Source organism: Bacillus sp. AC266 (assembly GCF_979253805.1).
This window is the reverse complement of sequence record NZ_CEEDEC010000011.1, coordinates 28,803-52,131: the sequence shown is the minus strand read 5'-3', so window position 1 is coordinate 52,131 and position 23,329 is coordinate 28,803. Positions and strand designations below refer to the sequence as shown.

Sequence of the window (23,329 nt, the reverse complement as noted above, 5' to 3'; positions counted from 1 at the left end):
AAGCCCACCTACGGAAATAGGTGGGCTTTTTTTGGGGCAATACTATCTCAGTGCACAAAAGGGAATTTGTATTAAAATAATAGCATATTCTTAGAATTATTAAATTGAGAAATAAAGAAAAGACACCCTAAGGTGCCTTCCTCCGACTTGAACTATCCTATCGTAATGTTGTATCGATTAATAAAGTAATTTATACAAATAACTTGTTATATTTTTATGTCTCTTAGCTGATATAATATTTAAGGTAATTATTGTTTAATTAAAGGTACATATATTAGGAGGTACATAAGCCATGATAGAGTTAATTACGGCATTTTTCTTACTAATTCTCCATTCCATTGTTTATCTCTTTTCAAGTGGAGAAACTAAGCAAATAGCAAAAAAACATATAAAAGAAATTCTTAATAGTCCGGATGGAGTAATAATATTAATCGTTGCTGCGGCACTTTTAATCGGGGGGATATATTTATTATCAGTATGATTTCAGATATCTTAGCTTAAAACATATAAGGAAATTAATGGTTCACATATATTAGGGAGGTACATAAGTCATGATAGAGGTAATCGCGTCACTATTTTTAGTAGTCGTATATTTTATGAGTTCTCTCTTTTCAACAGGAGAAGACAAGAAAAAAGCAAAAGCAGAATTAAAAGAAATTGTTAATGGTACTCATGGAAAAATATTGGTAGGATTTTTTGGAGGTGCGGCAGTTACAGGAATATTTGTAGTCATTTGGATTTTATCAGAGTAAACCTTTCAGTTATTTTTGCCTATATAACGTATAAGGAAATTAATAGTACACATATAGTGGGGGGACATAGGTAATGATATTTATAATTGTGCTATTTTTCATATTTATTATATCTATTATTTTTTCATTATTCTCAAAAGGTGAAACTCAGCAAGAAGCAAAAGAAGTTGTAAACGACATTGTTACTGGTCCTAATGGGAAAATACTCTTAATTGCTGCTGTGGTATTTGTAATCGGAGGGGTATTTATTGTTGGTAATATTGTAAATTATGACTATGAACCGCCTAAAAATCCAAGTATGCGAGATGACGGCGATCCTTTAGGATGTGCTCATTATGGTGGCGAATGGGATACTGGTGGTCTTTTTGGAGAAGCCAAATGTGTCTATAATAAAACTGATGAATCGGATAATAAGTAGTATATATAAAGGCCTCGCCATTTCCATAGGATGGTGAGATTTTTTTGTACAAAAGAAAAGACACCCTAAGGTGCCTTCCTCCGACTTGAACCACTTTAATTTTAATAATATGTATTGGACTCCCATCCGAATAATATTTTACCACGTTAAGTAATTTCGATTATTGAGAAATAAAAAAAGCACTCTTTCGAGTGCCTATTTTACGCGGATACAGCAGCTTTATCTTTACGGAAGATGCCCATTAATCCACCGATTAATAATAATACTCCTGGTAATAAGTAAACGATAGAGATACAGATGAACCCGCCAATAGCAGCAACTGTCATCATGATACCGCCAACTTTAGCATTCTTTTTAACTACTACGCAGCCAACGATTCCTAAGATTGATAGAGCAACTGCTCCCCATCCTAAACCAATGATGCTGTCAGCGCCTTCTGCTTCAAACGCAGCTCCCATACCGCCGATCATTAAAGCGATAAAAGCACTAATAATACCAAAAATACCACCAATAAGTCCTAATACAAATTCAGTTGTTCTTTTCATTCTAATTTCTCCTTTAAAATTTATTCTACTTTTAATTTAATTTCTTTCCCCGTCATACCGCCGCGAGCTTTTAAAACTAAGCCTTGTGCGTCAGCAGGAACATCAAAGATGACTTTGCCTGTTTGAGATAAACCAGGATTAAGTTGTTTTAAGAAGAAATCAGAGCTGCTACCGTTACCTACATCGAAAGCAGTTTGAGCTTGTATAGAGTACGTAAACTCGCGATCTTTATTATCAACTAATTTGAAGCTGTTAGCATCAACAGTGATAGCATCTTTTTGATTGTTTGTAATAGTAATTTCAACTATTTTAAACACGCCTTGTGCTTTTTCTTTTAAATATTCGCCACCAACAGAATCTACTGATTCAACAGATCCTACAGCGATTTTAACTTTAGAAGACTCACCTTCTTTAGAAAGTTCCTTTTTAGGCTCTTCTTTTTTAGGCTCATCTTTCTTCGTTTCTTGTTTAGCCTCTTGTTTTGGTTCAGTAGAAGTTGTTTTAGCTTCTTCTTTACCTTTATCACTATTACCCGCAGCCCCAATTACTACGATAACAACGATAAGCCAGAACCACCATTTTTTGTAGAAAGGTTTCTTCACTTTTGTTCCCTCCATCTGTCTGATATGTAAGATTTCCGAAACTATCATAACAGAAACGGTTACAACTATTTTGTCGTATTTTGTCGAATGAAAATAAAAAAAGAGAGCCGAAGCCCTCACTTTCAATTAATAGCAACTAAGGATGCTTCAATGATGTATCGTTCCGGTGCATCCCCAATATAGTTAAATGGATAACATGTAGTTAATGTTAATGTTGGTTTATCTTTTGCGACAATTACAGTACGATCATTTGCATCTGTAATCCAGTGTTTTTGAATTTGATAAAAGTATACTCTTTTATCATACTCAACTAAAATATAATCATTTTCTTGTAAATCTCCCAATTTAGTAAATACCGTATCACGATGTCCGCTTAAAACAGTATGTCCATTTCCAGAAGGAGTGGTTGTAATATCACTAATAAACATTCCTACCCCTTTTTTTAAAGTTTTGGAATCAGCACCCCAGTAAACTTGATATTTCTGTTTAATTTTCGGTATAACCATATAGGCGATTTGTTCTCCCGTTTGATGCTGAACTTGAGAAGCAGGAATCTGTTTTTGCGATTCTGGTAATGGTTCACTAGTGTTTGTAAGATTAGGTTCTTGATTTGATAGAATGTGTTGGGATTGTTCTTTGTTTGATTCATCGTTGACATCTTTTTTATCATTAGTGGCAGAGTTTATATTTTTATATTGTTGAATTTCAGTACTTGTCAAAGCTTCAACAGTTTTTCTTGCGTCATACCAATCTATAAAGTAATAAACAAAAGCAAAAGAGCCTATAGTAATTAATAAAACTCCCAACCAATCAAGTTTTTTCAAACTTATCACTCCACATTAAAAACGACAGGAATATTCCTGCCGTTTTTAGGTATTAGTTTAGGCATTCGTTTTTTTACGACGGAATACAAGAATTGAACCTGCTAATACTAAAGCAGCACTTGCAAGCATCATTGTAATCCCGTTTGATGCTGTATTAGGTAATTTTTCACCTTGTTTTTTTGTTTCAGTCTTTACAGCTGTTTGTTTAGTTTGCTCTTGTTTATTGTTTGTTGATTGGTTGTTTTGTTGTGTATTTTCTTGTTTTACAGGCTCTTGCTTCGTATTTTCCTGCTTAGTTTGTTCTTGAGGCTTAATAGACTCTTTATTGTCTGTTGTAGTATTTGTGCTCGTTGGATACTTATAATCTTCACATGGAATACCATCTTTATCATTGTCTAAACGATGTGGATCATTTCCAACACCATATCCATTTTGAGCCCAGAATGCTTGAGCCTCTTGTTGATTTTTAAAATGTCCACAGTTTTTTGTGTCATTAGGACTTTTGGCTGCAAAGGCAGCAGAACTGTATCCTACTGTTAATAGTGTGACCGCTGTTGCTGAGACTAATAGTTTTTTCATAAATTTCTCCATCCCCTTAATGGTATGTATTTACATTGAAATATTTTACATTTAAAAAATTTAAAATACAATAATAATTTGTAGATAAATGTAAGATTTCTAGATAATAATAGCAAACTGTTAATTCGTATATTGTCATATTATGTCGAGGGTAAATAAAAAAGACACCCAAAGGTGCCTTCCTCCGACTTGAACCACTTTAAATTTAATAATATGTATTGGATTCTGACCCAAATATTATTGTGCCATGTTAAGTTATTGTATTTTATTTTTGCACCAGAACTTTTTTCTTTTCATAGGGTAATCTGTCCAATTAAAAACTACTTCCACTAAAAAAATCAACTCTATTAAAGAATTGATCTTTTTTTACTTTTGAATATTTAAATTTTTAATAACAATACAATCCTATATTATGTTAACATATAAGTATATCCCAAAATTACCAATAATTATTAAATTTTCCGCAGTAATATTTGTTACTAGAAACGTCCATTTCACTGATTTTTTCGCTGTTGATCTCTCATAAAATAATAATAAAACCTCTTAACTTATTTGAAAGGCGTTATTATTTCAACTAACATTTAAATTTTAAAACACCCCTTTTTGATTCCGCAAAAATAATAAAGATGAATATATGAAAAATGAATTAAAAACAATTATTATAAACTGAAAATTTACTTTTTATTTACAAAAAAATAAGGATATGCTAAATTAATATTGTAAGATTTTCCTTTAATGTAAAATCTTAACAAAATATAAATTGATAGAAATGGGGAATTAGTATGAAAAAAGCTATTATCGGTGCAATTGCTGCAGGTGTTTTAGTAGTTCCAGCTTCAATGAATGTATTTGCCGCAGAAAAAACAGTTGGAAAGTCCGAAATTGTGACAGCGGATAGTAAAATAACTGAAGGATTTATAGCAGATGAAAACAATTCTGGCAATAAACCTCAGTTATACGCAGGTGTAACGTCTGGTAAAGCAGACGGTGGGTATTGGATTAGAGGAAAAAGAGATGGAAACGTGGTTTCCGAATATAAACATTATACAAAACAAGGTAGAGCAACAGTTACAAATGGAAAAGGCGTCTACAATGATGGCAAATGGCAGAAGAAAGATGTATTTAGCAAAGCAAAAGCTACATGGACATCTAGTGGTACAAATAAAGCGAATTACGATAATAAATAATATTCAAAAACAAGAGAAGTTTAAAAACTTCTCTTGTTTTTAAATATAGATAATTAGTGATATTAGATTTTTCTAAGAGGTGTTTGCATGAAAAAAATCATTTTTATTTTAATGGCAGCAACGCTGGCATTAACTGCATTTTTATCTTTAAATATTTTTAAAGAATATAAAACACAACAGTTATTCTATAAAAATACAACTAGTATTACTTTAAATTTTGAAGAAGAGAAAAGTTACACTAAGAATTACATTGAATTTTTACAAAGTTTATCAAAGAAATATAATGTGAATATTTCAAAATACATATACCCGGGAGAAAATGATTTACATATTTTTACAATCGATACTAGTTTAAATAACCATATCAAGTTAAAATCAGGGAGGTTTCCAGAAGTAAATTCAAACAAATTTATAAGTACTTCTGAAATTGAGAGCACAGATCAAATTGGTATTATAAAAAGAATAGATTCGAAAACTAAAATAACTATCCAACCTTTAAGTGCAGATGAAAATTTTGATGGAAGTGGTATGTACTATATCTCGACTCAAGATAAAGAAAAAATAAATGCCATGTTAAAAGAACTAAATGAAAATGTAGCTAAAACAGAAATTTTCGGCGAAAATAAAGCTGACTTTATAGATTTACTTGAGAGCAATGTGTTTCAGATGTTTTGTATATTTTTGATTGTATTATGCATCTTTGTTGCGATTATCCACTATATCATTCGTAGATTGAAAGATATAGCTATCATGCAAACATTGGGCTATACAAGAAAAAAAATAGTTAGCTTTTTTATCTTTAATTTAGGGAAAATCATGATGCTATCAAGTCTTATGATTTATGTATTATTTATTATGTATTGTATATTTACAGATAGTACGGATTTTTATTTTGAATTATCATGTATTTTTTGGATTATAGCAATTACATTGAGTTTTATTTTAATTATACCTATCACAATAATTACGATAGTAGCCTTTACTAAAAATATAAATGTTTCAAAAATAAAAGGTAACAAGCCATATATATTAGTTAGCACATTAAATTTCACTTTGAAATTTCTATTTATAGTCGTAATGTTATTGTCCACGTATCATTGGAACATCCTATCGAATGAACTCAATCAAAAGGTAGATAATTTATCTAATTGGTCAAAAACTAAACATATTTATAAAACTCAAGTTACTTTCGCTAAGGGCGACGATTTAGGCGCGGAAGAAAAAATTAGCAAAAAAATGAAAGACCTTTACTTGGATATGGAAAAACAACATGGTGGCTTTCTAATTAGCACGTCAAATTATGACAAAATAGATGGAAAGTATATCTATGATTTAAATAATGAAAATGGGGATCCGAAGTTAGAACCTTCCGGAAATAGTGTTACTATAAATTCAAACTATTTATCTTATAATCCTATTAAATCAGTTGAAAAAACAATCAAAGAGCAAATTGTTCATGATTCGAATACTATGAATATATTAGTACCTGAAAAATTAAAGGAATATGAGGAGGAAATATATAAGAATTATAGAAAACATTTTTATTTCCAAAAAGTTGAAGTTGATAACATTTATAATGAGGAACTAGGAAGAGAGAAAAATAATACTAAAGAACAAGAGTTAAATATAAATATTATATATGTAAAAAATAATCAAGATTATTTTACTTATGATTCAACTATAAAAGCGGAAGATAGAAATCTCATTAGAGATCCTATTGCAATTATTGATACAGGTATCTTCAATCAATCCTTTTATTTGTCATATGTTGCATCTGAATTTTATTTTAAAACTGATAGTGAGCAACCATACGATAGTATAAGGGCTACTATTACTAAAAATGAGGCTCAATCAACTATCAAAAATATCACCTCAGTATATGATCGTTTAGCGTTTGAAATTCAAAACCTAAAAACAGAAAAAGAAAAGTTATTGATCGCAATGATTATATTAATCGTCTCGAATTTTCTAATAACTTATAACACTATTTCTAGTTACTATGAAAAAAATAAGTTCAATTTGTATATTAAACAGTTATTTGGATTTAGCGCTATAAAGCGCAATAAAATTATGATTACTTTATTGTTATTAGTAAATATTATACCTATTATATCTGTATCTATATATGTTATTGATACTTATGTGATTTCTATAGGTATTTTGATTCTAATCTTAGAAATTTTAATAAGCTATTTCTTTGATAAGAAATTAAGCAATCAAACATTCAATGCTATCATAAAAGGAGAACATTAGTAATGATTGAATTAGTGAATATAAATAAGAAATTTGGTAATAAAGTTGTATTAAAAGACTTCTCATTGAAGATTGAAGATACAGATTTCATCGCAATCGTTGGGGAAAGTGGAAAAGGAAAAACGACGTTATTAAATATTATTGGCTTATTAGAACAAAGCGACTCTGGAGATATAATTATAGAAGAACAAGTGAATCCAAACAAAAAGCAAACCTTACTATTGCAACGTGAAAAATTAGCGTATCTATTTCAAAATTACGCTTTAATGGAAAACGAAACGGTAGAGAAAAATTTATTAATAGCCCTAGAATATCAAAAAAATATTGATAAAAGAAAAATAATAAAAGAAGCTTTACAAAAAGTGAATTTGCTTAATTATGAGAAGAAAAAAATTTTTGAGCTTAGTGGTGGAGAACAACAAAGAATCGCTTTAGCAAGAATACTCATTAAAAAATGTGATTACATTTTAGCTGATGAGCCAACTGGTAATTTAGATAACAATAATCGAGATTTAGTGTTTAATATATTAAAAGAACTTAATGAAGATGGAAAAACGATAATATTTGTTACACATGATATGGAATTGGCCTCTAGAGCAAAAAAAATTATAACAATTTAGCGCAGGTTAAAAAGAAACTATTTTTACCCATACTATTAAAATAGTATGAGACTGATATTAATGCATCATTTCCAAAACGAAAGGACGATTCTTATGTATTTATAGAATCGTCTCTTCGTTACTATACGTATCCTTATTAAAGGCATTAAAATGGGTCCTGGTGCAAAAAATCGAGAAGCTGATATTGTGTATGAAATATTGTATAAAAGAAGCTTATAACGATTTAATAGTGATGAATTATTAAATCAGTTGGAATCTGTTCGTAAAAAAGTAAGGTATTTAGAAAACAGCGCTAGTAATTGGTCTATAATTAATCCCACTCTGTTCTTAATTTAAGGAATTCCAAAACGTTCTAACTTTAGTTGGTAAGATCTCAGGTATATAAATACTTGGTTTTTTTATAATAAAAAAAGACACCCTAAGGTGCCTTCCTCCGACTTGAACCACTTTAATTTTAATAATATAAGTACATTATGCAGATACAGCAGCTTTACCCTTACGGAAGATGCCCATTAATCCGCCGATTAATAACAATACTCCTGGTAATAAGTAAATAATAGAGATACAGATGAATCCGCCAATAGAAGCAACTGTCATCATGATACCGCCAACTTTAGCATTCTTTTTAACTACTACGCAACCGACAATTCCTAAGATAGATAGAGCAACAGCTCCCCATCCTAAACCAATGATGCTATCCGCACCTTCAGCTTCAAACGCAGCTCCCATACCGCCGATCATTAAAGCGATAAAAGCGCTAATAATACCAAAAATACCACCAATAAGTCCTAATACAAATTCAGTTGTTCTTTTCATTCTAATTTCTCCTTTAAAATTTATTCTACTTTTAATTTAATTTCTTTACCCGTCATACCGCCACGAGCTTTTAATACTAAACCTTGTGCGTCAGCAGGAACGTCAAATATGATTTTACCTGTTTGAGATAAACCAGGGTTAAGTTGTTTTAAGAAGAAATCAGATTTACCACCATTTCCAATATCATAAGCTGTCTGAGCTTGTGTAGAATATGTAAATTCGCGGTCTTGGTTGTCCATTAATTTGAAACTATTCGCATCAACAGTAATAGCATCCTTTTGATTGTTTGTAATAGAAATTTCAACTACCTTAAACACACCTTGAGCTTTTTCTTTTAAATATTCGCCACCAACAGAATCTATTGATTCAACAGAACCTACAGCGATTTTAACTTTAGAAGACTCCCCTTCTTTAGAAAGTTCCTTTTTAGGTTCCTCTTTCGTAGGTTCTTCTTTCTTTTTAGGCTGTTCTTTTTTCACTTCTTCTTTTTTAGGCTCTTCTTTCGCCTCTGTAGAAGCTTGTTGAGTTGTTTCTTTAGCCTTAGGTTTTTCTTCTTTATCTTCTGATGGTATTAAGATCATTGCTAACACAAGGCATACAATAGAACTAATAATTAGCTTGGCCTTAGGTTTTTTTTTGAAAATAGCAATAATAAATAATACAAACAGAACAATTGAAGCTAGAAAAATCAGTACTGCTAGTGTTTCCATATTCGATCCGCCTTTTTTTATAGTTTTTGGTCAATATGTAAGATTTCCGAAATTATCATAACAGAAACAGTTACAACTAGTTTGTCGCATTTTGTCGAATATACAAATAAAAAGATATTTTAATGAGTTGTTTTTTAAAATTCTTCAATAACTACCTTTTCCTTGCCTCTTTTGATCTCTCCAACTAATTTGTTATTTTCAACAAAAATACGATCAAAAACAGGGATTTTAGTCATTTGAATTGCATTTGCAGTATTGTTTTGTTTTATTTTCATATATTCATTTAAATTGATATTTATGATGTCATTCCTTTTTGAGAATATACGTTCGATTTAAGGGTAAAAAAATTTGGTTATAGAAACCTTTCCATTTCATAAGGTAGTCCGTAATACTGTAATAGCTCGTATTTCGTTTGAATATATTCATCGTGACTACCATCTATAGCTAGTTTAGTAGCAAAGTAATTCGCTTCTGCTTCTATAGTTACCTCGGAGCAAAGCGTTTCCAGTGATAGTTTTGGGGTATTTTCATTTTTATGAAAGATAGCATGGCCTAATTCGTGACCGCAAGTGAATAATTGTTCTGAATAAGACAAGTTACAGTTAATATGAATGAAGGGGATTCGGCATACTTTGTTGTAATAACCGAATATATTCCCCAACTCTTCTTGAATAATAACAATACCTTTTTCTTTTGCTATCAGAAATGGATCTCTTGTTGCATGATGTTTTATTAGTTCGCCTATTGTTTTGTTTATTTGCTTTTTTCTAATCAAGTAGACCCACTCCGATCATTCTTCTTCGTTACGATATCTTTTAGGTGTGAATTTCTTTTTCGCCATTTCCTTTCCTAGTCTAAGTGAATTTTCCAAAGATAATATAAGGAGTTGTCTTGTTTCTTCGGACATTGGTTCAGAACCTTTAGAGAATGAAAGTGCATCAGCTTTACTCATGTCCTCTATTATTTCTTCTAATTTCTTTTGTATATCTTTTTCATCTTTTTCGTTAAGTTCCCAGTATTTCTTTTCAGATCTTCCTAACAGAGAATCTATAGAAACGTTGAAATAGTCAGCTACTTTTTGGATTTTATCCACTCCTGGTGTTTGATTATCCCATTTTCTAATCTGACCATTAGATAGTTGAATTCTTCTTTCTAATTCAGCGATAGTTATTTTGTGTTCGTTACATAACTTTTTTATTCTATCAACAATAGTCATATCAACCATCCTTACGCAAATGAACAGGAATTAAATATCATATTGGATATTTTAGGTCAACGGAAAGCTTAATAATTAGCTAATTTTCTAAAGTGAGGTGGAAATAATGGCAAATGAATTTGGTATGAAAGTGCGAGCAAAGCTATTTGCTAACAACATGCAGCAAAAAGAATTAGCTAATTTACTTGGAATATCAGGACCGTATTTATCGGATATTCTCCGAGATAAACGGAACGGAAAGAAGATTAGGGAAAATATCATAAAAATCTTAGATATGAAGGAGGTTTCTTAAAATGAATCAATTACAAGTTTTTAATAGCGAAGAGTTCGGACAGGTTCGAACGGTAGTAAAAGGTAAAGATGTTTGGTTTGTAGCGAAGGATGTATGCGACGTATTAGAAATAGTGAATGCAACTAGATCACTAAGTCGATTGGATGAAGATGAACTTCACAGTATGAAGGTCGCCGATTCATTAGGAAGACTACAAGAAACAAACATCATAAACGAAAGTGGCCTTTACTCAATAATCATGACTAGCCGCAAACCACAAGCAAAAGCATTTAAAAAGTGGGTAACAAGTGAAGTACTTCCTTCTATTAGAAAACACGGAGCATACATGACAGATCAAGTCCTGGAACAAGCAGTAACTAATCCAGACTTTGCAATTGGTCTTCTCACTAAATTAAAAGAAGAGAAAGAAAAGCTTGCAGCAGCACAACAACAAATTGTACAGCAACAACCACTTGTAACATTCGCTGAAGCGTGTATGCAGTCAGATCAAACATTAAAAGTTAGTGAAGTTGCTAAATTAGCAGCAAAACACAATATAAAAATTGGGCAACGCCAGTTATTCGCAAAGCTTAGAGAGTGGAACTTAATGTTCAAACGCTCTACTGAACCAACTCAGCCAGCAGTTGAAAAAGGATTATTCGAAATCACACAAGGTGTTAAACAGAAGCCAAGTGGAGAGCCATTCACATGGACAACAACATACGTAACACCAAAAGGACAAGCATACATCATAGACCGACTGAAGAAAGAAAACGAACAGGAGGCGATGTAAACGATGGAAGAAAGCACATTCTCACTATGTATGGTGTTGGTGGCAGTCATAGTATTCAAAGGGTTCATTTATCTGATGGAACGCATAGACAAACGGATTATGAAGGATGAACAGTGATGGATAGAGAGCAGCGTGATGAATACGAACGAAAAAAAATCTCGTGGATCATAAAGGATTTAAGAGCTAGAAGGGTACATAACAGCGCAGATAAGGTTGAGGAAATATACAAGTATATCACTCTAGCTAAATAAGAAAAAACCCTACAGGGGATGCAGGGTAATAACTAAGGGTATTGAGTTGTCGACTCCATAAGGACTTCTTGGAATGTACAAAGTGTAACACATAATTTATAAGAACTTTATATATAGATGTTAAGAAATTGTGAACATAGACAAGCTTTTGCTTGTCGGAATGTTCAGGAATCTAATGGTATCCCCCACCTTGCAAATGGGTTCCTGGATATTCCGATGCGTGAAAGCATCATAAAAAGCCCGTACAGAAGTACAGGCCGGTTGTTACACATATCGGTAATTAAATATTAACAGAATTATTCATTAATTTCTATTGAGAAAATAAAAAAACCGCCCTACGCCTAGGACGGTTTGGAGAAAAGAAATGTAAATCGTTCTACTTACATTATACCAAATCTTTTCTCCTCAAAACAAGGAGGAAAAATAATGAAAATCAACTTTAAAGAATTACGTATTACTAATTTTAAGAATCATGACAGCCTTAATGTGGCATTTGGTGAAATAACAACGATTAGTGGCCCGAATGGCGCAGGTAAATCATCAATAGGTGAAGCAATTACATGGGTTTTATACGGTATTGATCCATACGGAACTAAAAACGAACCGAAACCTATTAATAATGAAGATGCAGAAACAAAAGTAGAGCTTCTTATCCAGGTAGACGACAAGGATATTTTAATTGGTAAAGCTCAAAAGAAAGCAGCGAAATACTTCATTAATGAGGTTCCAAAGAAAGCTAAGGAATTCGAATCATTTGTAGATGAATTATTTGATAAACAAGCATTTCTATCACTATTCAATCCTGGTTACTTCAGCTCACAACACTGGCAAACGCAACGTGAGCAACTACTTACATATGTGAGTGAGCCATTAAAGAAAGAAGTATTCGTTGAGTTACCAAAAATACAGGTTGAGTTATTAGAAGAAAACTTAAAGAAACTTTCAATAGAAGACTTAAATAAAGTTCATATAGAGCGTAAGAAAACGCATGAGAAATCATATGAACGTGCAAGCGAACGAGTTATTACATTAAAAGAACAACTCGAAAAACAAAAGACTGAAAGCACAGATGTTAATAAAGAAGAAATTGAATCGCAATTATCCGAATTACAAGCGAAACGTTCAGAAATCGATAAAACAATTAAGGACTCACAGAAAAAACAACAGCAATACAACCAAGCACAGTATCAAATTGAAGGTATGAAGCAACAAGTTTTAAAACAAAAAGAAGTCGTTCTTGGTATACGTGACGAGGAATTACAAGACGCTTGCCATACATGTGGACAAGCCTTGCAAAATGAAGCCGTTAAACAGGTTAAACAAAACAAAATTAATCGTTTTGAAGAAGCAAAACAAATTGGTTCAAACATGGTTAAAGAGCTAAAAGAACTAGAAGCTTCTATAAAAGAAATGTCTCTTGAAGAAGTGGATCTTAATCAGACAAGAGAAATCGATGAAAAGATTTACGAGTTAAACGGATTACTTAGACAGTCACAACAGCTAGAGCTACTACAGAAAGAAATTGATGAAGCAGCAGAAACGCAAGCGAAGATTCGCAAAGAGAAGAATGAATCAATTGCAATCATTGATGCCATTAAAGACTTCCGTACGAAGCGTTCTCAATTGATGGTAAGCAAGATTCAAAGTTTATTTACAAACATTGATGTACAGCTCTATGAAACTCTTAAAAACGGCGAAGAGAGAGCTACATTTGAAATTCTAATGGATGGTAAGCCTTACAGCAGACTTTCTACAGCAGAAAAGATTAAAGCGGGATTAGAACTTGTAGAAGTGTTAAGCAGGCAATCTCAATTAGTAGTGCCTACATTCGTAGATAATGCCGAAAGTATCCTACATTTCACGAAGCCAGCAGGACAATTAATCATTGCGAAGGTTGAAGATACAGAGTTCGCGATAAAAGCAGAAGGAATCCAAAAGGAGGAAGTAATCAATGGCTAATCAAGTAACAGCAGCACCTAATACAGAAAAGGTAATCGGTAACTTTATGAAAATGGAGCTAGACACAATCAAAAGCACTATCGCAACTGGTACAAGCAATGAGCAATTCGCTTTATTCGTACAAACTTGCGTTAACTCGGAACTTAATCCTTTCCTAAATCACATTTATTGCATCGTGTACGGCGGTAAGATGAGCATTCAAGTATCAGTGGAAGGTGTGCTGCACTTAGCGAGACAAAAGAACGGATATAAAGGTATTGATGTTCAAACAGTTCATGAAAATGATGAATTCGAAGCTGATCGTTCTCAAGAAGGTGAATGGATTATTAGAAAGCACCAGGTTAAATTCCCTCGCGGAAAAGTAATTGGTTGCTATGCAGTGGCCCAACGTGATGGCTTTAAAGATGTTGTAGTCATGATGGAAACAGATGAAGTAATTCATATGAAGAACGGCACGAACAAGCACATGTGGAACAACTGGTTCAACGATATGTTCAAGAAGCATGCAATGAAACGTGCAGCTAAATTACAGTACGGCATTGAAATTAACGAAGATGAAGCAGTTTCATCAAGTCCAGTAGATAGTGTTCCATCTTATGAACCTGAAAAACGTGTAGATATCACGCCAAATAAACCAAATCAGATTCAAGTTGAAGAAGGCGAAACAGTTGATCAAGAGGCTGAGTTAAAGAAAAAGCAAAGCGAAGTAATGGAAAAACTGAGCGAGTACAACATGACAAATGATGATTTACAAGAAATCGCACTTAAACATTTCAAAGTACCAGCAGCAGAGTTAAACCTTCAACAGCTTACAGGCCTTGTTAAATTCTTAGGTTTAGAACATAAGAAACGTGTGAAAGAGCAAGAACAACCAGAACAAGAAGAAATTGACTTCGAAAACATGGAAATGGAAAGCGCATGATCAACACACAAAGTAAGGTACTCCTTCCAGCTTGGTGCTGGAAGGATGCCAAATCAACAGACGAAGTAAAACGAAATGTACTGAAATATATAAATCCGAAACGCTACCCAGGTTATAGGGTCCTGAAAGTATCGAAAGGATTTGCTATATGCGAGAGGGAGATGTAGATGATTCCGATTCGAGTAAAACGAGGCTCAATGAAAGAGATATTAAAAGCCGTACGTGAGTTAGAAAGACGAGGTTTTGATTATGTTACTCAAATTAAACCGGTTTATAAGACAACAAAAGATTTTGTGTATAACGAAAACAAAAACATCAAAGGTGGCTATAAGTTCTACGGAATGGAAGAATACGTCTCTTATGAATGTTGGATGAAGAAGGTGAACTAAGTGAGTAATTACAACACGATACGTACTATTATTTCTCAAATAAGTGGGCAAGAAAACATAGTTGTTGTACCAAAACTGTTCGTTAAATTGACGGGTGATCTCACAACGGCAATCCTTTTAAATCAAATTGTATTTTACAGTGATAAATCAAAAAGAACTGATGGTTACTTCTATAAGTCTCATAAAGAGTGGGAAGAGGAAATTTGTTTAACGAAACGGCAGGTTAGCTACTCTACAGCGAAATTAAAAGAAATGGGCCTTGTAGAAACTAAGCTTATGAAAGCAAACGGAGCACCTACTCTTCACTATAAATTGGATTATGACAAATTGGTGCAATGGATAGTAACAAATTGTAACAATGGAAAGTCACAAAATGTAACTATTGATTCTAACAATATGTCACTTTCTTTAACAGAGAGTACTACAGAGACTACAACAAAGATTACTAAACTAAAAGATAATATGCCTTCTGACCAAAAAGAGCGGTCAAAAGACTGCATCCCTTATGAGGATATCGTTTCTTATCTGAATGAAAAAATAGGTAAATCCTTTAAACATAAAACAGCCAAAACAAGAACCTTAATCAACGCTAGGTTTAAGGACGGCTTTACAATAGAAGACTTTAAACAGGTGATTGATATTAAAACAGCACAATGGCTAACTGATTCGAATATGAACCAGTACTTACGACCAGAAACATTGTTTGGAACTAAATTTGAAGGTTACTTAAATGAAAAAGGAGCGAATAAAAATGTCGGTAACAGCAATGCAAAGGGTAGCCAAATCCCTGGATTTAAAGGTGAACTTCCATTCTGATAAATGCATGAACCATTCTTACGAAAAAGGTGGCCAAAAATTCATTAAACCTGTTCAGATGATCGAATTCAAGGGACAAGTTGTCTGCCCACGATGTGTTGTTGAGGAAAACGACAGAGTGTTAAAAGAACAGGCGGACAATCATTATAAGAAAATCGATAGAGCTAAGAAGTTCAACATGCTTACAAAGCACAGCATCATTAGTAACGAGGAAACACTCGAAGCTACGCTATCGAATTATAGAACGGAATGTAAAGAGACCAGAACAAACAAAAAGCTTGTAGAGAGCATTGTAGAGAGCCTAAAAGCAGGAACGATTAAAAATGTATTTATTGTAGGGGTGCAAGGTGCAGGTAAAAGTCATTTAGCTTATTCGATTCTAAGGGAGCTAAGAGATCATTTCTACGAGTTATCAGATGGAGAAAAGCACGGTGACCTATTACTCTACAAAAATATGAAAAGCAGCTTATTCGTAGAGATTGAACAATTAATGCGACTTATCAAAGATTCCTTTAACAACAAAGATTCTAAGTATACGGAAGAGTATTGTGTGGAGCTTCTAACAAGTGTGGACTTCCTTGTACTGGATGATTTAGGAGCAGAAAGCGGATCTATGAACAGAACGGACGAAGCGAGTAATTTCATTCAACGTGTACTGTATGCAGTGACAAATGGAAGGCAAGGGAAAGTGACTATCACAACAACTAATTTATCGAGTGGGGACATATTCAAGAAATACGACAAGAAGCTAGGAAGCCGAATTTTAAATAAAGCAGAAGCGGTTGTATTTAAGGAAACATCAGATAAACGTATTGAACATTTAGGATTCTAAGGGGGAAATAAGATGTGTGCATGTAACGGAACGGGAGTAATTAGAAACGATATGGGAACGGGTATGTATCAATTCGCACCATGTATTTGCGCGGCAGGGAATCAAACACCTGAAGAAGTGGATAGAAAGCGTCATGCCGTTATAGCGAGGTTAATGGAAATTCATCGTATGCAGCAGGAAGAGAAACAAGGCGTTGTGGCATGAGAAGCGGTCAACTCTCTTTTGAGGATGTTATAGGAAGCTTTGACTATACAGCAACCAGTACTTCCGAACAATTTCTGCGTAGTAATAGTCATAACGCTATAACGCCTACATTTGAAGTTCACTTCTTTGACCAAGATGAAAAGCAAAAAATAGATTGGTTTGAAGCGGAAAATGAAGGAGCTGCAAAGAGCGATTCAATAGCAAAGCATGGAAGAATCCAAATTATAAAAACGGTGATAAGTACAAGGACGTTAGCGGAGATCATGGATTTGGATTAGGAGGCATAGCGTTATGACGCGTAACACAAGGTTAAGGATCGTTCTTGGAACTGTGGAAAGAGCACACAGTAAATGTGTACTCATACCAATCTAAATTATTTTAAGGACCATGATATATCATCAAGAGCTTTATAAATATAACTATACATGCGGTAAAAGAGATACTTTGGATTGTATTTTTGTTTCCATTTCATAAAAATCACCTCTCATACAAATAGTTTAATTATATTATACAGTTATTAATTTGAATGTTAAGAAAACTAGATGCGAATTAAGGTAAATTTAAACAAAATATCTATAAAAAAAAGACCTCTTACGGAAAGATAAGGGGTCATCAAAAAATGTTGTATTTGAAACTGTTCATGAAAAAAGAGCATTATCGAAAGTGCCCTTAGAAAATACATTTTATATTCTGTTTTGAGCTACTATTTTAATATTCTCTGGTGGAATGATATCTTGAATTTTTTCTTTTAAATCTACTTGGACCATTTCTTCAAGATGTTCAAGTGAAACTTCAAAGTTTATGCATTCCGCAGTTGCGATGTTTAATAAAGAATAATTTTCATTCTTTTTAACAACAAGATATTGTGATTGATCTGTTATTACTATACATCCTTGTTGAATTCCTAATTTACGATTATCTTCAAAAGTCATAAATAAATCTCCTAACATTTTTCTGATAGGAATTGTACTACATAAAAATGTTAGTGTCTAGTCGGTCTTATGTAAGAACTAAAGTCAAACAAAATCGTTATTTTAAAAACAAGAAGCCCTAGGGTTAGGGCTCTAGGGCTTCCTGTTTTGGTATATCTCACACGGTTTTATAAAAAGAAAAGAACGTACTGAAGATAACATATGAATGTTTCATAAATGTATCGAAAAAGTGAACAAAATTGCTATTGCAGAAGAAGCAGAAATGAAGTTTCTAATACGTAAGTGCGTAAAAGGTATTATTTCCAGTGAATAAAAGGCGCGTGGGGCACCTAATCATTATTTTATGGGAAGAAAAGAATGTGTTATGAACTTGGTTGAATGAAAAAATGAAAATTTTACTTTTAGAGTGAAACTGAACAAAATTCTTATTTCATAACAAGCGAAAAAGAGCACACATATAAGTATGCTCTTTGACAAGAAAGGTAGATTTCTATGATCGGAGAGTCTCCATACGATAACATATGCTTGTCCAGTTAAAAGGTGAAAAATTTTTAACAAAATCGTTATTTTGCTGAATAAAAAATAGAATCTCTCAAAGAGAGATTCCTGGGAATATTTATATTTTTAACTACTCTAAAAATCTTTTTTTGATATCCGGAGTAGGGATAAGACATTGTTTTTGTTTGCCAAACCAGTTGTATCTATTTTCTGCAATTTTTTTGTAATAAAGGTTCCGAATAGGTTTTGGGATTATTAAAAGGATGAAAAATAATTTGCAACTTCCTTTTAAGTGCCTACAAATATTCAGTATGGCATCTGATTCTGTATAAGCCTTATTATTATCAATTAATACCACGCTATCTATTGTTTCGCTAATGTTGTATTGATTTAATAACTGAATACCTATGTTACTTTGGCGTGATGCAAATTTAAAATATCCTTTAGGATCTCTTTTAATAATAAATTGAACACTTTGGTTACATAAGTTGCAGTCTCCATCAAAAAGTATAATTCGTGTCATTTATATTCCTTTCTCAAACGTTTATTTGAATGCTTTTTATTTTAACTGAAAAGAGAATATAAATACACTCATTGTGAATTATTGAATTATTGAATTACGAAGAGTTTTTAATAAAAACGCTATTTTAGATGAGGGAGGAATTACACACTAAAAAATAAATATGCCCTAGTACGTAAGGCTAGGGCAAAAAAGTTAGTCGGTAAATATCTTCATAATAATATTATCACATTTAATGTTTTACATGTTTGGAATTATAGATATTTAGATGGCTTTTTAAAAACTTTATAAAAATTTCATTTTGTAGTAATTTGAAACACCCAAAAGAGCACTAAATAAAGTGCTCTTTAAGGGAAAAGTGAGATATTGAAAAGTAAATTAGGGTTTTTGCCTCGAGATAATATATGAACATTTCATCATAATGTGACGATGAATCACAAAAGAGCAGCTAGCAAAAGCTAACTGCTCATGTAAGGAAAACGGAGAAAGATAACCATGTGTCTACAGTATTTACGGAATATTGAGTTTTATTCAAGAGAGGAAGAGAAAATGGGAGGAAAAATAGAGCCGAAAATGGTTCCGATGGCATCTTATGGGTGGAACAGAGAAAAACAATGTGTAGAGTTCCAACTGTTAATAAACGAAGAGATATATGTAATGCCAATTTATGAGAAGGACGTAAAAGGCATGGAGACTTGGTTTCGGTTGAAGAAACACAACTTAATAAAATAATCCTTTGAATAGAAAGTGAGGTTGGGAGAATGAAAGGTAATGTAAAGCTATTAGGTGCAGATGGAATGTGCGGAATGGAGTTTACAGGGAATAAGGTCAATGTTTATAACGATGGAGGATACGTAATGGAGAGTATGACGACAAGGGAGCATGTTCAGGAAGTTATTGGTTTTCTTGAAGAGTGCAAGAAAGAAATGGAGGAATAAAAATGGGACAAGGTAACCGTGGTATGGCTTTTGAGAAGCTTATTAATCTATCGAATGAAATGTATCAAAGAGAGGGAGTGGCGCTTATAAATAAGCGCCCGACTCCTGTGAAGGTATTAAAAATGGTTTATGGTCGTGTGAAAGATGGATATTACGAATCTAAAAGTACAGTAGACTATGACGGTGTGTATAAAGGACGAGCTATAGCGTTTGAAGCAAAGTCTACAAATGAGATAAATCGATTCGATCTAAAGAACATCGCGCAGCATCAATTGGATTATCTAGAGACAGCGGAGAAGATGGGAGCGATTTGTTTCTTCCTTGTTGGGTTTAGTAAAGACCAGTCAGTATTTGCAGTACCACTATCAGTCATTCAATCTTACGTAAGAATGTCGCAACAACCAAAAGGTAAGAAGTCGATACCACGAGCAGACTTTGATATTTATGGGTACTTAGTAGAACAGACAGAACGAGCGCCAGTGGATTATTTGCAATACGTTGATGAAGCAGTAGCACCAGTTATGTTTGATGGCATGATTCAATTTGATCAGGACCATCAAAAGGTAACTAATAACATTGAAGCAGCGAAAGAGAAGATGGCCAGCAAGACACGTAAATTATTAAAGGCTTAATGGATAACGGAATAATGCGCAATAGTGTGGTGGGGGCTATGTTAATGCGCGATATTCCCTTATTCAACAATGAGATGGTAAAATTTCACGTACCTTATGTGATGTTAAAATTACAAATTCGAAATAGGGGGATTCCTTCATGGAACAATTAACTTTATTACCAGCAATCGATGACAAGAAAGTGCAAAAGGAAGTAGTCAGCATCTTAAAGGAATACCGTGCATTAAAGATGAGATTCAATAATGAAGTGGAACAAGAAGGAATCAGTTTGTTTCCAGAGATACGAAATTCAAGAAGAATAAGCGAATTAAAGGTGAAACAGATAGAGAAGACTTTGGACTATATCTTAGATAAGGAAGAAAGAGACATTATTACAATGAAGTTCTTAACGAATGAAAGAGTAAAAGATTCAGATGTTTATCATGATCTACTACTCAAAAAGACTTACTTCTATGAGAAGAAGCAAAGTGCCGTGAAATTGATTGCTACATCGTTAGGGATTATCTAAAAAACGCGAACAAACCGCGAACTTTTTGGGGGACTAAATAAAATGCGGAAAATTATAAGCTATTCCTATAAACAGTTCTTTGAAAAGAGAATACGTTTTGGGGATAGCGTTCCCATTATAATAACGTTACTCGGTGACGCGGAGGCTAGAGGGGATAAGAGCTTCCCGAAATTATTTATATTTTACTTCTCATTGAGTGTATAAACGTACCGCCTTTCGTTTGTAGGCTCATAGGTAGTAAAATCACACCTGTCATGTGAATTCTTGATTTCTATGTTAAAACTGGATCGTTTACCAAGTGGGATGATGGTTCGTTCGATTGAATGGGCCACGTTCCCGGATAGAAGGAATAACTTAATTTATTAGTAATTACTCACAATATTTACTAATGTAACGTAAGCTAGGTTCTTCTTAAACGATTAAACGAGCAGAGAGCTTCCGCTCTTTGTTTGAGCCAATACAGCTGAACCTTCCCCTCAGTCTTGTGTATTGGTTCAAACAAGGCGTAGGAAGAAACATATGCGTCTGGATATAATCACGTTGTGTAAACGTAATTGGCGAAAATGACATTAAGTAGCCGACTCTATGGAGTATAAACGAGAAGATTCTTAGTCTTCTCCCAGTCACCGAATTAACCAAATGTGAAGCGTGTAGCTAATATATAGTGTTGCGGTGACTTGGAGAAGGTTGAGAGTTATCTTGACCTTGGAAGAGGAACTTTTGCCATTTGTTTTTCTATTTCTCTCTATTAAATATGTGAACTATGGGGAGTTTTGTAAAACATAACTTTTGAATTGTGTAATAAAAGTATATATAATTATACTGATATTAATATATTAACTAGTTAAAAATGGGGAAAGAAAAATGAAGATTAAATTTGATGTAGTTAAAGATGAAAATTTTGATTTTACTTTATTAGAAACAAAATTGCTGAAAACTTTTAAAGAAGTAGATAATGTAGCAATAATTGAAAAGGTTGAAGATAAAATTTTTGAAAAAGATGATGTGCAAACCCATTTAGCGGAGATTACTATTAATGTTACAGGAAAGAATATTGGATATAGATCAGCTTCAGCTAGTATATTCATTGTTCTAGAAAGTCTATCAATAGAGCTATTCAATATTAATATTAGTACACATTAAGCATCCAAAATGGATGCTTTTTTCTTTGTTATATAGAAATTACACATTAAACCAGTAAAACTTTGAATGAGACAAGCATATACTAATAACTGAACACGACGTTTTCATTCTGTATAATCGTATCGGACGAGCACCTTATAGGGCTCTTTTTTTATTGCACATAAGGAATTCCCAAACATACAATATCGAGTCAATGCCAACCAACTTATTCCTTTTCCGAGAGCTATATATATTCCGCTATAAAGTTCTTTTATGTTGCATCATTAGAACGGGCAGGGCATTGTCGTATATTTAATACTCAGAAGCTTAGGGCACTTTATAGTGTTCTTTTTTTATTGAACAAAATGGACATTTGAATAGATCATGCCTTCCTTAAAATAACCTTAATTAAAACATAGTTTTGATAATATATGGAAAATGAATGGTACAATTTTCTGGTATAACCTAAATAAAATTTATTTTAGAAAAGGGGTAGAAGGGAAATGTTCCAGAAGTTCAAGTTTTATTTAATGAGCATTTTAATTAGTTCAATGTTAGGCGGAATTATTATAGGTGCTAATTTCTTGGTCCATAACATATATAATTTAGTTGCAGGTAAAGGATATCATTTTAATATGTGGTCTTCTATTATTATATTTAGTGTTGTATTTATTTCGGGTTTCTCGTACGCGTTGAAGAAGGGGCCAGATATATTTGTTAATGATTAAACCAATAGCAATTATCGTAGGCGCTGCCGTTATATTGGTTTAGCGTCTTATTTGTTATTAAGGGATGAAATAGATTTGAAACTTAAAGATTAGATAATAATATTATTACTTTAAAATGCAGAAAGTAGACTAGTAAACAAGCTGCTTTTGTTTTTAAGCATAGAATATGATGAATCTTAAAGTTAAGAGGAGGTAATCATATTTATGGGATGTAATTGTAATTTCAGACATTGCAGAGATTGTAATAGATTTTGGGATGATTTAATGTTTTGCAGACGCAGACATAGAGATTGTGATGACCGTCGTTGTAGACGTGACCGTGACTGCGATTGTGATGAATGCCGTCGCAGACGTAATCATGATCGTGACTGTGATCGCGATAATCGTCGAGATTGGTAAATTCCTATTGGAGAGGGCTTTGAAGAAAAGCGCTCTTTTTTTGTACATGGATTTTCTGGTCTTATTTGTTGAGGAAGGAAAAGGACGAACAAA

General features: G+C 33.0%; 32 protein-coding genes. 22 read left to right on the top strand and 10 right to left on the bottom strand.

Annotated features, from left to right (window positions below; genetic code table 11):
• The first annotated feature begins 292 nt into the window (after window positions 1-292).
• The 3 genes from AC0IXC_RS27695 (at window position 293) to AC0IXC_RS27685 (ending at window position 1,170) form a co-directional block, all read left to right on the top strand.
• A complete protein-coding gene (locus AC0IXC_RS27695; RefSeq protein ID WP_471653638.1) occupies window positions 293-481 on the top strand; it encodes a hypothetical protein in 189 nt (62 codons plus the stop codon).
• A gap of 70 nt (window positions 482-551) precedes the next feature.
• Complete coding sequence (locus tag AC0IXC_RS27690) at window positions 552-752, top strand: hypothetical protein (RefSeq protein WP_471653637.1); 201 nt, start codon at window positions 552-554, stop codon at window positions 750-752.
• Between the two features lie 73 nt (window positions 753-825).
• Entirely contained in the window at window positions 826-1,170 is a 345-nt protein-coding gene (locus AC0IXC_RS27685) for a hypothetical protein (RefSeq protein ID WP_471653636.1), read from the top strand.
• 200 nt (window positions 1,171-1,370) lie between these two features.
• Here AC0IXC_RS27685 and AC0IXC_RS27680 read toward each other — a convergent pair whose 3' ends face one another.
• The 4 genes from AC0IXC_RS27680 to AC0IXC_RS27665 all read right to left on the bottom strand — a co-directional run bounded on the left by AC0IXC_RS27680 (window position 1,371) and on the right by AC0IXC_RS27665 (window position 3,720).
• A complete protein-coding gene (locus tag AC0IXC_RS27680; protein ID WP_328054345.1) occupies window positions 1,371-1,715 on the bottom strand; it encodes a DUF4064 domain-containing protein in 345 nt (114 codons plus the stop codon).
• Between the two features lie 20 nt (window positions 1,716-1,735).
• On the bottom strand, window positions 1,736-2,317 hold the full coding sequence (locus tag AC0IXC_RS27675; RefSeq protein ID WP_471653635.1) for a DUF4352 domain-containing protein: 582 nt from the start codon (window positions 2,315-2,317) through the stop codon (window positions 1,736-1,738).
• Between the two features lie 122 nt (window positions 2,318-2,439).
• On the bottom strand, window positions 2,440-3,150 hold the full coding sequence (locus tag AC0IXC_RS27670) for a class D sortase (RefSeq protein ID WP_420093464.1): 711 nt from the start codon (window positions 3,148-3,150) through the stop codon (window positions 2,440-2,442).
• A gap of 48 nt (window positions 3,151-3,198) precedes the next feature.
• Window positions 3,199-3,720, bottom strand: coding sequence for an excalibur calcium-binding domain-containing protein (locus AC0IXC_RS27665; RefSeq protein ID WP_088037654.1), 522 nt, complete (start codon window positions 3,718-3,720; stop codon window positions 3,199-3,201).
• 782 nt (window positions 3,721-4,502) lie between these two features.
• Between AC0IXC_RS27665 and AC0IXC_RS27660 the strand changes: the two genes are divergently transcribed.
• The 3 genes from AC0IXC_RS27660 to AC0IXC_RS27650 all read left to right on the top strand — a co-directional run bounded on the left by AC0IXC_RS27660 (window position 4,503) and on the right by AC0IXC_RS27650 (window position 7,780).
• On the top strand, window positions 4,503-4,907 hold the full coding sequence (locus AC0IXC_RS27660) for a lactococcin 972 family bacteriocin (RefSeq protein ID WP_471653634.1): 405 nt from the start codon (window positions 4,503-4,505) through the stop codon (window positions 4,905-4,907).
• A gap of 87 nt (window positions 4,908-4,994) precedes the next feature.
• Window positions 4,995-7,160 (top strand): DUF1430 domain-containing protein, encoded by a 2,166-nt coding sequence (locus AC0IXC_RS27655; RefSeq protein WP_471653633.1) that lies wholly within the window; start codon window positions 4,995-4,997, stop codon window positions 7,158-7,160.
• 2 nt (window positions 7,161-7,162) lie between these two features.
• Window positions 7,163-7,780, top strand: coding sequence for a putative bacteriocin export ABC transporter (locus AC0IXC_RS27650; RefSeq protein ID WP_088037657.1), 618 nt, complete (start codon window positions 7,163-7,165; stop codon window positions 7,778-7,780).
• Window positions 7,781-8,251: 471 nt separating this feature from the next.
• Here AC0IXC_RS27650 and AC0IXC_RS27645 read toward each other — a convergent pair whose 3' ends face one another.
• The 4 genes from AC0IXC_RS27645 to AC0IXC_RS27630 all read right to left on the bottom strand — a co-directional run bounded on the left by AC0IXC_RS27645 (window position 8,252) and on the right by AC0IXC_RS27630 (window position 10,522).
• Complete coding sequence (locus AC0IXC_RS27645) at window positions 8,252-8,596, bottom strand: DUF4064 domain-containing protein (protein ID WP_429685957.1); 345 nt, start codon at window positions 8,594-8,596, stop codon at window positions 8,252-8,254.
• A gap of 20 nt (window positions 8,597-8,616) precedes the next feature.
• Complete coding sequence (locus AC0IXC_RS27640; RefSeq protein ID WP_098920719.1) at window positions 8,617-9,306, bottom strand: DUF4352 domain-containing protein; 690 nt, start codon at window positions 9,304-9,306, stop codon at window positions 8,617-8,619.
• Between the two features lie 352 nt (window positions 9,307-9,658).
• Window positions 9,659-10,081 (bottom strand): ImmA/IrrE family metallo-endopeptidase, encoded by a 423-nt coding sequence (locus AC0IXC_RS27635; RefSeq protein WP_088037660.1) that lies wholly within the window; start codon window positions 10,079-10,081, stop codon window positions 9,659-9,661.
• Window positions 10,082-10,096: 15 nt separating this feature from the next.
• Window positions 10,097-10,522 carry a helix-turn-helix domain-containing protein gene (locus tag AC0IXC_RS27630; protein ID WP_088037661.1) on the bottom strand — a complete coding sequence of 142 codons (426 nt, stop codon included), beginning with the start codon at window positions 10,520-10,522 and terminating at the stop codon, window positions 10,097-10,099.
• Between the two features lie 106 nt (window positions 10,523-10,628).
• Between AC0IXC_RS27630 and AC0IXC_RS27625 the strand changes: the two genes are divergently transcribed.
• From AC0IXC_RS27625 to AC0IXC_RS27585, 9 genes are all read left to right on the top strand, one after another.
• Window positions 10,629-10,814: a helix-turn-helix domain-containing protein gene (locus AC0IXC_RS27625; protein ID WP_012260099.1), complete on the top strand. Its 186-nt coding sequence runs from the start codon at window positions 10,629-10,631 to the stop codon at window positions 10,812-10,814.
• 1 nt (window position 10,815) lies between these two features.
• On the top strand, window positions 10,816-11,586 hold the full coding sequence (locus AC0IXC_RS27620) for a BRO family protein (RefSeq protein WP_431183350.1): 771 nt from the start codon (window positions 10,816-10,818) through the stop codon (window positions 11,584-11,586).
• Between the two features lie 677 nt (window positions 11,587-12,263).
• Window positions 12,264-13,796 carry an AAA family ATPase gene (locus AC0IXC_RS27615; protein ID WP_471653632.1) on the top strand — a complete coding sequence of 511 codons (1,533 nt, stop codon included), beginning with the start codon at window positions 12,264-12,266 and terminating at the stop codon, window positions 13,794-13,796.
• Window positions 13,789-14,718, top strand: coding sequence for a RecT family recombinase (locus AC0IXC_RS27610; RefSeq protein WP_471653631.1), 930 nt, complete (start codon window positions 13,789-13,791; stop codon window positions 14,716-14,718). Before AC0IXC_RS27615 ends, AC0IXC_RS27610 begins: the two co-directional genes overlap by 8 nt.
• A gap of 167 nt (window positions 14,719-14,885) precedes the next feature.
• Window positions 14,886-15,107 carry a hypothetical protein gene (locus tag AC0IXC_RS27605; RefSeq protein ID WP_088037665.1) on the top strand — a complete coding sequence of 74 codons (222 nt, stop codon included), beginning with the start codon at window positions 14,886-14,888 and terminating at the stop codon, window positions 15,105-15,107.
• Window positions 15,108-15,923 carry a conserved phage C-terminal domain-containing protein gene (locus tag AC0IXC_RS27600; protein WP_088037666.1) on the top strand — a complete coding sequence of 272 codons (816 nt, stop codon included), beginning with the start codon at window positions 15,108-15,110 and terminating at the stop codon, window positions 15,921-15,923.
• Window positions 15,874-16,755, top strand: a complete 882-nt coding sequence (locus tag AC0IXC_RS27595) for an AAA family ATPase (RefSeq protein WP_471653649.1) — start codon at window positions 15,874-15,876, stop codon at window positions 16,753-16,755. Before AC0IXC_RS27600 ends, AC0IXC_RS27595 begins: the two co-directional genes overlap by 50 nt.
• Window positions 16,756-16,767: 12 nt before the next feature.
• Entirely contained in the window at window positions 16,768-16,959 is a 192-nt protein-coding gene (locus AC0IXC_RS27590; protein WP_088037667.1) for a hypothetical protein, read from the top strand.
• Complete coding sequence (locus AC0IXC_RS27585; RefSeq protein ID WP_088037668.1) at window positions 16,956-17,237, top strand: hypothetical protein; 282 nt, start codon at window positions 16,956-16,958, stop codon at window positions 17,235-17,237. Before AC0IXC_RS27590 ends, AC0IXC_RS27585 begins: the two co-directional genes overlap by 4 nt.
• Before the next feature lie 405 nt (window positions 17,238-17,642).
• On the opposite strand, the gene AC0IXC_RS27580 is transcribed toward AC0IXC_RS27585, so the two are convergent.
• Complete coding sequence (locus AC0IXC_RS27580; protein ID WP_000141885.1) at window positions 17,643-17,891, bottom strand: hypothetical protein; 249 nt, start codon at window positions 17,889-17,891, stop codon at window positions 17,643-17,645.
• Between the two features lie 628 nt (window positions 17,892-18,519).
• Window positions 18,520-18,912 (bottom strand): thiol-disulfide oxidoreductase DCC family protein, encoded by a 393-nt coding sequence (locus AC0IXC_RS27575; protein WP_088037669.1) that lies wholly within the window; start codon window positions 18,910-18,912, stop codon window positions 18,520-18,522.
• A gap of 546 nt (window positions 18,913-19,458) precedes the next feature.
• Here AC0IXC_RS27575 and AC0IXC_RS27570 point away from each other — a divergent pair.
• The 7 genes from AC0IXC_RS27570 to AC0IXC_RS27540 all read left to right on the top strand — a co-directional run bounded on the left by AC0IXC_RS27570 (window position 19,459) and on the right by AC0IXC_RS27540 (window position 23,236).
• Window positions 19,459-19,641, top strand: coding sequence for a hypothetical protein (locus AC0IXC_RS27570; RefSeq protein ID WP_078205948.1), 183 nt, complete (start codon window positions 19,459-19,461; stop codon window positions 19,639-19,641).
• Window positions 19,642-19,670: 29 nt separating this feature from the next.
• On the top strand, window positions 19,671-19,847 hold the full coding sequence (locus AC0IXC_RS27565) for a hypothetical protein (protein WP_165762371.1): 177 nt from the start codon (window positions 19,671-19,673) through the stop codon (window positions 19,845-19,847).
• A 2-nt stretch (window positions 19,848-19,849) separates the two neighbouring features.
• Entirely contained in the window at window positions 19,850-20,479 is a 630-nt protein-coding gene (recU, locus tag AC0IXC_RS27560; protein WP_429685948.1) for a Holliday junction resolvase RecU, read from the top strand.
• A 139-nt stretch (window positions 20,480-20,618) separates the two neighbouring features.
• Entirely contained in the window at window positions 20,619-20,987 is a 369-nt protein-coding gene (locus AC0IXC_RS27555) for an ArpU family phage packaging/lysis transcriptional regulator (RefSeq protein WP_088037671.1), read from the top strand.
• Window positions 20,988-21,851: 864 nt separating this feature from the next.
• Window positions 21,852-22,130 (top strand): hypothetical protein, encoded by a 279-nt coding sequence (locus tag AC0IXC_RS27550; protein WP_088064890.1) that lies wholly within the window; start codon window positions 21,852-21,854, stop codon window positions 22,128-22,130.
• 482 nt (window positions 22,131-22,612) lie between these two features.
• On the top strand, window positions 22,613-22,837 hold the full coding sequence (locus AC0IXC_RS27545; protein WP_033728886.1) for a hypothetical protein: 225 nt from the start codon (window positions 22,613-22,615) through the stop codon (window positions 22,835-22,837).
• A 204-nt stretch (window positions 22,838-23,041) separates the two neighbouring features.
• Window positions 23,042-23,236 carry a hypothetical protein gene (locus tag AC0IXC_RS27540; protein WP_080017270.1) on the top strand — a complete coding sequence of 65 codons (195 nt, stop codon included), beginning with the start codon at window positions 23,042-23,044 and terminating at the stop codon, window positions 23,234-23,236.
• The last annotated feature ends 93 nt before the right edge of the window (window positions 23,237-23,329 follow it).

What these genes read in the sequence shown, in the direction of transcription:
- AC0IXC_RS27595 (WP_471653649.1), top strand. Translation starts at nt 15,874, where the DNA reads ATGCAAAGGGTAGCCAAATCCCTGGATTTAAAGGTGAACTTCCATTCT.
- AC0IXC_RS27570 (WP_078205948.1), top strand. Translation starts at nt 19,459, where the DNA reads ATGGGAGGAAAAATAGAGCCGAAAATGGTTCCGATGGCATCTTATGGG.
- AC0IXC_RS27610 (WP_471653631.1), top strand. Translation starts at nt 13,789, where the DNA reads ATGGCTAATCAAGTAACAGCAGCACCTAATACAGAAAAGGTAATCGGT.
- AC0IXC_RS27650 (WP_088037657.1), top strand. Translation starts at nt 7,163, where the DNA reads ATGATTGAATTAGTGAATATAAATAAGAAATTTGGTAATAAAGTTGTA.
- AC0IXC_RS27640 (WP_098920719.1), bottom strand. Translation starts at nt 9,306, where the DNA reads ATGGAAACACTAGCAGTACTGATTTTTCTAGCTTCAATTGTTCTGTTT.
- AC0IXC_RS27645 (WP_429685957.1), bottom strand. Translation starts at nt 8,596, where the DNA reads ATGAAAAGAACAACTGAATTTGTATTAGGACTTATTGGTGGTATTTTT.
- AC0IXC_RS27545 (WP_033728886.1), top strand. Translation starts at nt 22,613, where the DNA reads ATGTTCCAGAAGTTCAAGTTTTATTTAATGAGCATTTTAATTAGTTCA.
- AC0IXC_RS27620 (WP_431183350.1), top strand. Translation starts at nt 10,816, where the DNA reads ATGAATCAATTACAAGTTTTTAATAGCGAAGAGTTCGGACAGGTTCGA.
- AC0IXC_RS27575 (WP_088037669.1), bottom strand. Translation starts at nt 18,912, where the DNA reads ATGACACGAATTATACTTTTTGATGGAGACTGCAACTTATGTAACCAA.
- AC0IXC_RS27630 (WP_088037661.1), bottom strand. Translation starts at nt 10,522, where the DNA reads ATGACTATTGTTGATAGAATAAAAAAGTTATGTAACGAACACAAAATA.
- AC0IXC_RS27690 (WP_471653637.1), top strand. Translation starts at nt 552, where the DNA reads ATGATAGAGGTAATCGCGTCACTATTTTTAGTAGTCGTATATTTTATG.
- AC0IXC_RS27555 (WP_088037671.1), top strand. Translation starts at nt 20,619, where the DNA reads ATGGAACAATTAACTTTATTACCAGCAATCGATGACAAGAAAGTGCAA.
- AC0IXC_RS27550 (WP_088064890.1), top strand. Translation starts at nt 21,852, where the DNA reads ATGAAGATTAAATTTGATGTAGTTAAAGATGAAAATTTTGATTTTACT.
- AC0IXC_RS27655 (WP_471653633.1), top strand. Translation starts at nt 4,995, where the DNA reads ATGAAAAAAATCATTTTTATTTTAATGGCAGCAACGCTGGCATTAACT.
- AC0IXC_RS27605 (WP_088037665.1), top strand. Translation starts at nt 14,886, where the DNA reads ATGATTCCGATTCGAGTAAAACGAGGCTCAATGAAAGAGATATTAAAA.
- AC0IXC_RS27685 (WP_471653636.1), top strand. Translation starts at nt 826, where the DNA reads ATGATATTTATAATTGTGCTATTTTTCATATTTATTATATCTATTATT.
- AC0IXC_RS27585 (WP_088037668.1), top strand. Translation starts at nt 16,956, where the DNA reads ATGAGAAGCGGTCAACTCTCTTTTGAGGATGTTATAGGAAGCTTTGAC.
- recU (WP_429685948.1), top strand. Translation starts at nt 19,850, where the DNA reads ATGGGACAAGGTAACCGTGGTATGGCTTTTGAGAAGCTTATTAATCTA.
- AC0IXC_RS27590 (WP_088037667.1), top strand. Translation starts at nt 16,768, where the DNA reads ATGTGTGCATGTAACGGAACGGGAGTAATTAGAAACGATATGGGAACG.
- AC0IXC_RS27660 (WP_471653634.1), top strand. Translation starts at nt 4,503, where the DNA reads ATGAAAAAAGCTATTATCGGTGCAATTGCTGCAGGTGTTTTAGTAGTT.
- AC0IXC_RS27695 (WP_471653638.1), top strand. Translation starts at nt 293, where the DNA reads ATGATAGAGTTAATTACGGCATTTTTCTTACTAATTCTCCATTCCATT.
- AC0IXC_RS27680 (WP_328054345.1), bottom strand. Translation starts at nt 1,715, where the DNA reads ATGAAAAGAACAACTGAATTTGTATTAGGACTTATTGGTGGTATTTTT.
- AC0IXC_RS27615 (WP_471653632.1), top strand. Translation starts at nt 12,264, where the DNA reads ATGAAAATCAACTTTAAAGAATTACGTATTACTAATTTTAAGAATCAT.
- AC0IXC_RS27540 (WP_080017270.1), top strand. Translation starts at nt 23,042, where the DNA reads ATGGGATGTAATTGTAATTTCAGACATTGCAGAGATTGTAATAGATTT.
- AC0IXC_RS27565 (WP_165762371.1), top strand. Translation starts at nt 19,671, where the DNA reads ATGAAAGGTAATGTAAAGCTATTAGGTGCAGATGGAATGTGCGGAATG.
- AC0IXC_RS27580 (WP_000141885.1), bottom strand. Translation starts at nt 17,891, where the DNA reads ATGACTTTTGAAGATAATCGTAAATTAGGAATTCAACAAGGATGTATA.
- AC0IXC_RS27665 (WP_088037654.1), bottom strand. Translation starts at nt 3,720, where the DNA reads ATGAAAAAACTATTAGTCTCAGCAACAGCGGTCACACTATTAACAGTA.
- AC0IXC_RS27625 (WP_012260099.1), top strand. Translation starts at nt 10,629, where the DNA reads ATGGCAAATGAATTTGGTATGAAAGTGCGAGCAAAGCTATTTGCTAAC.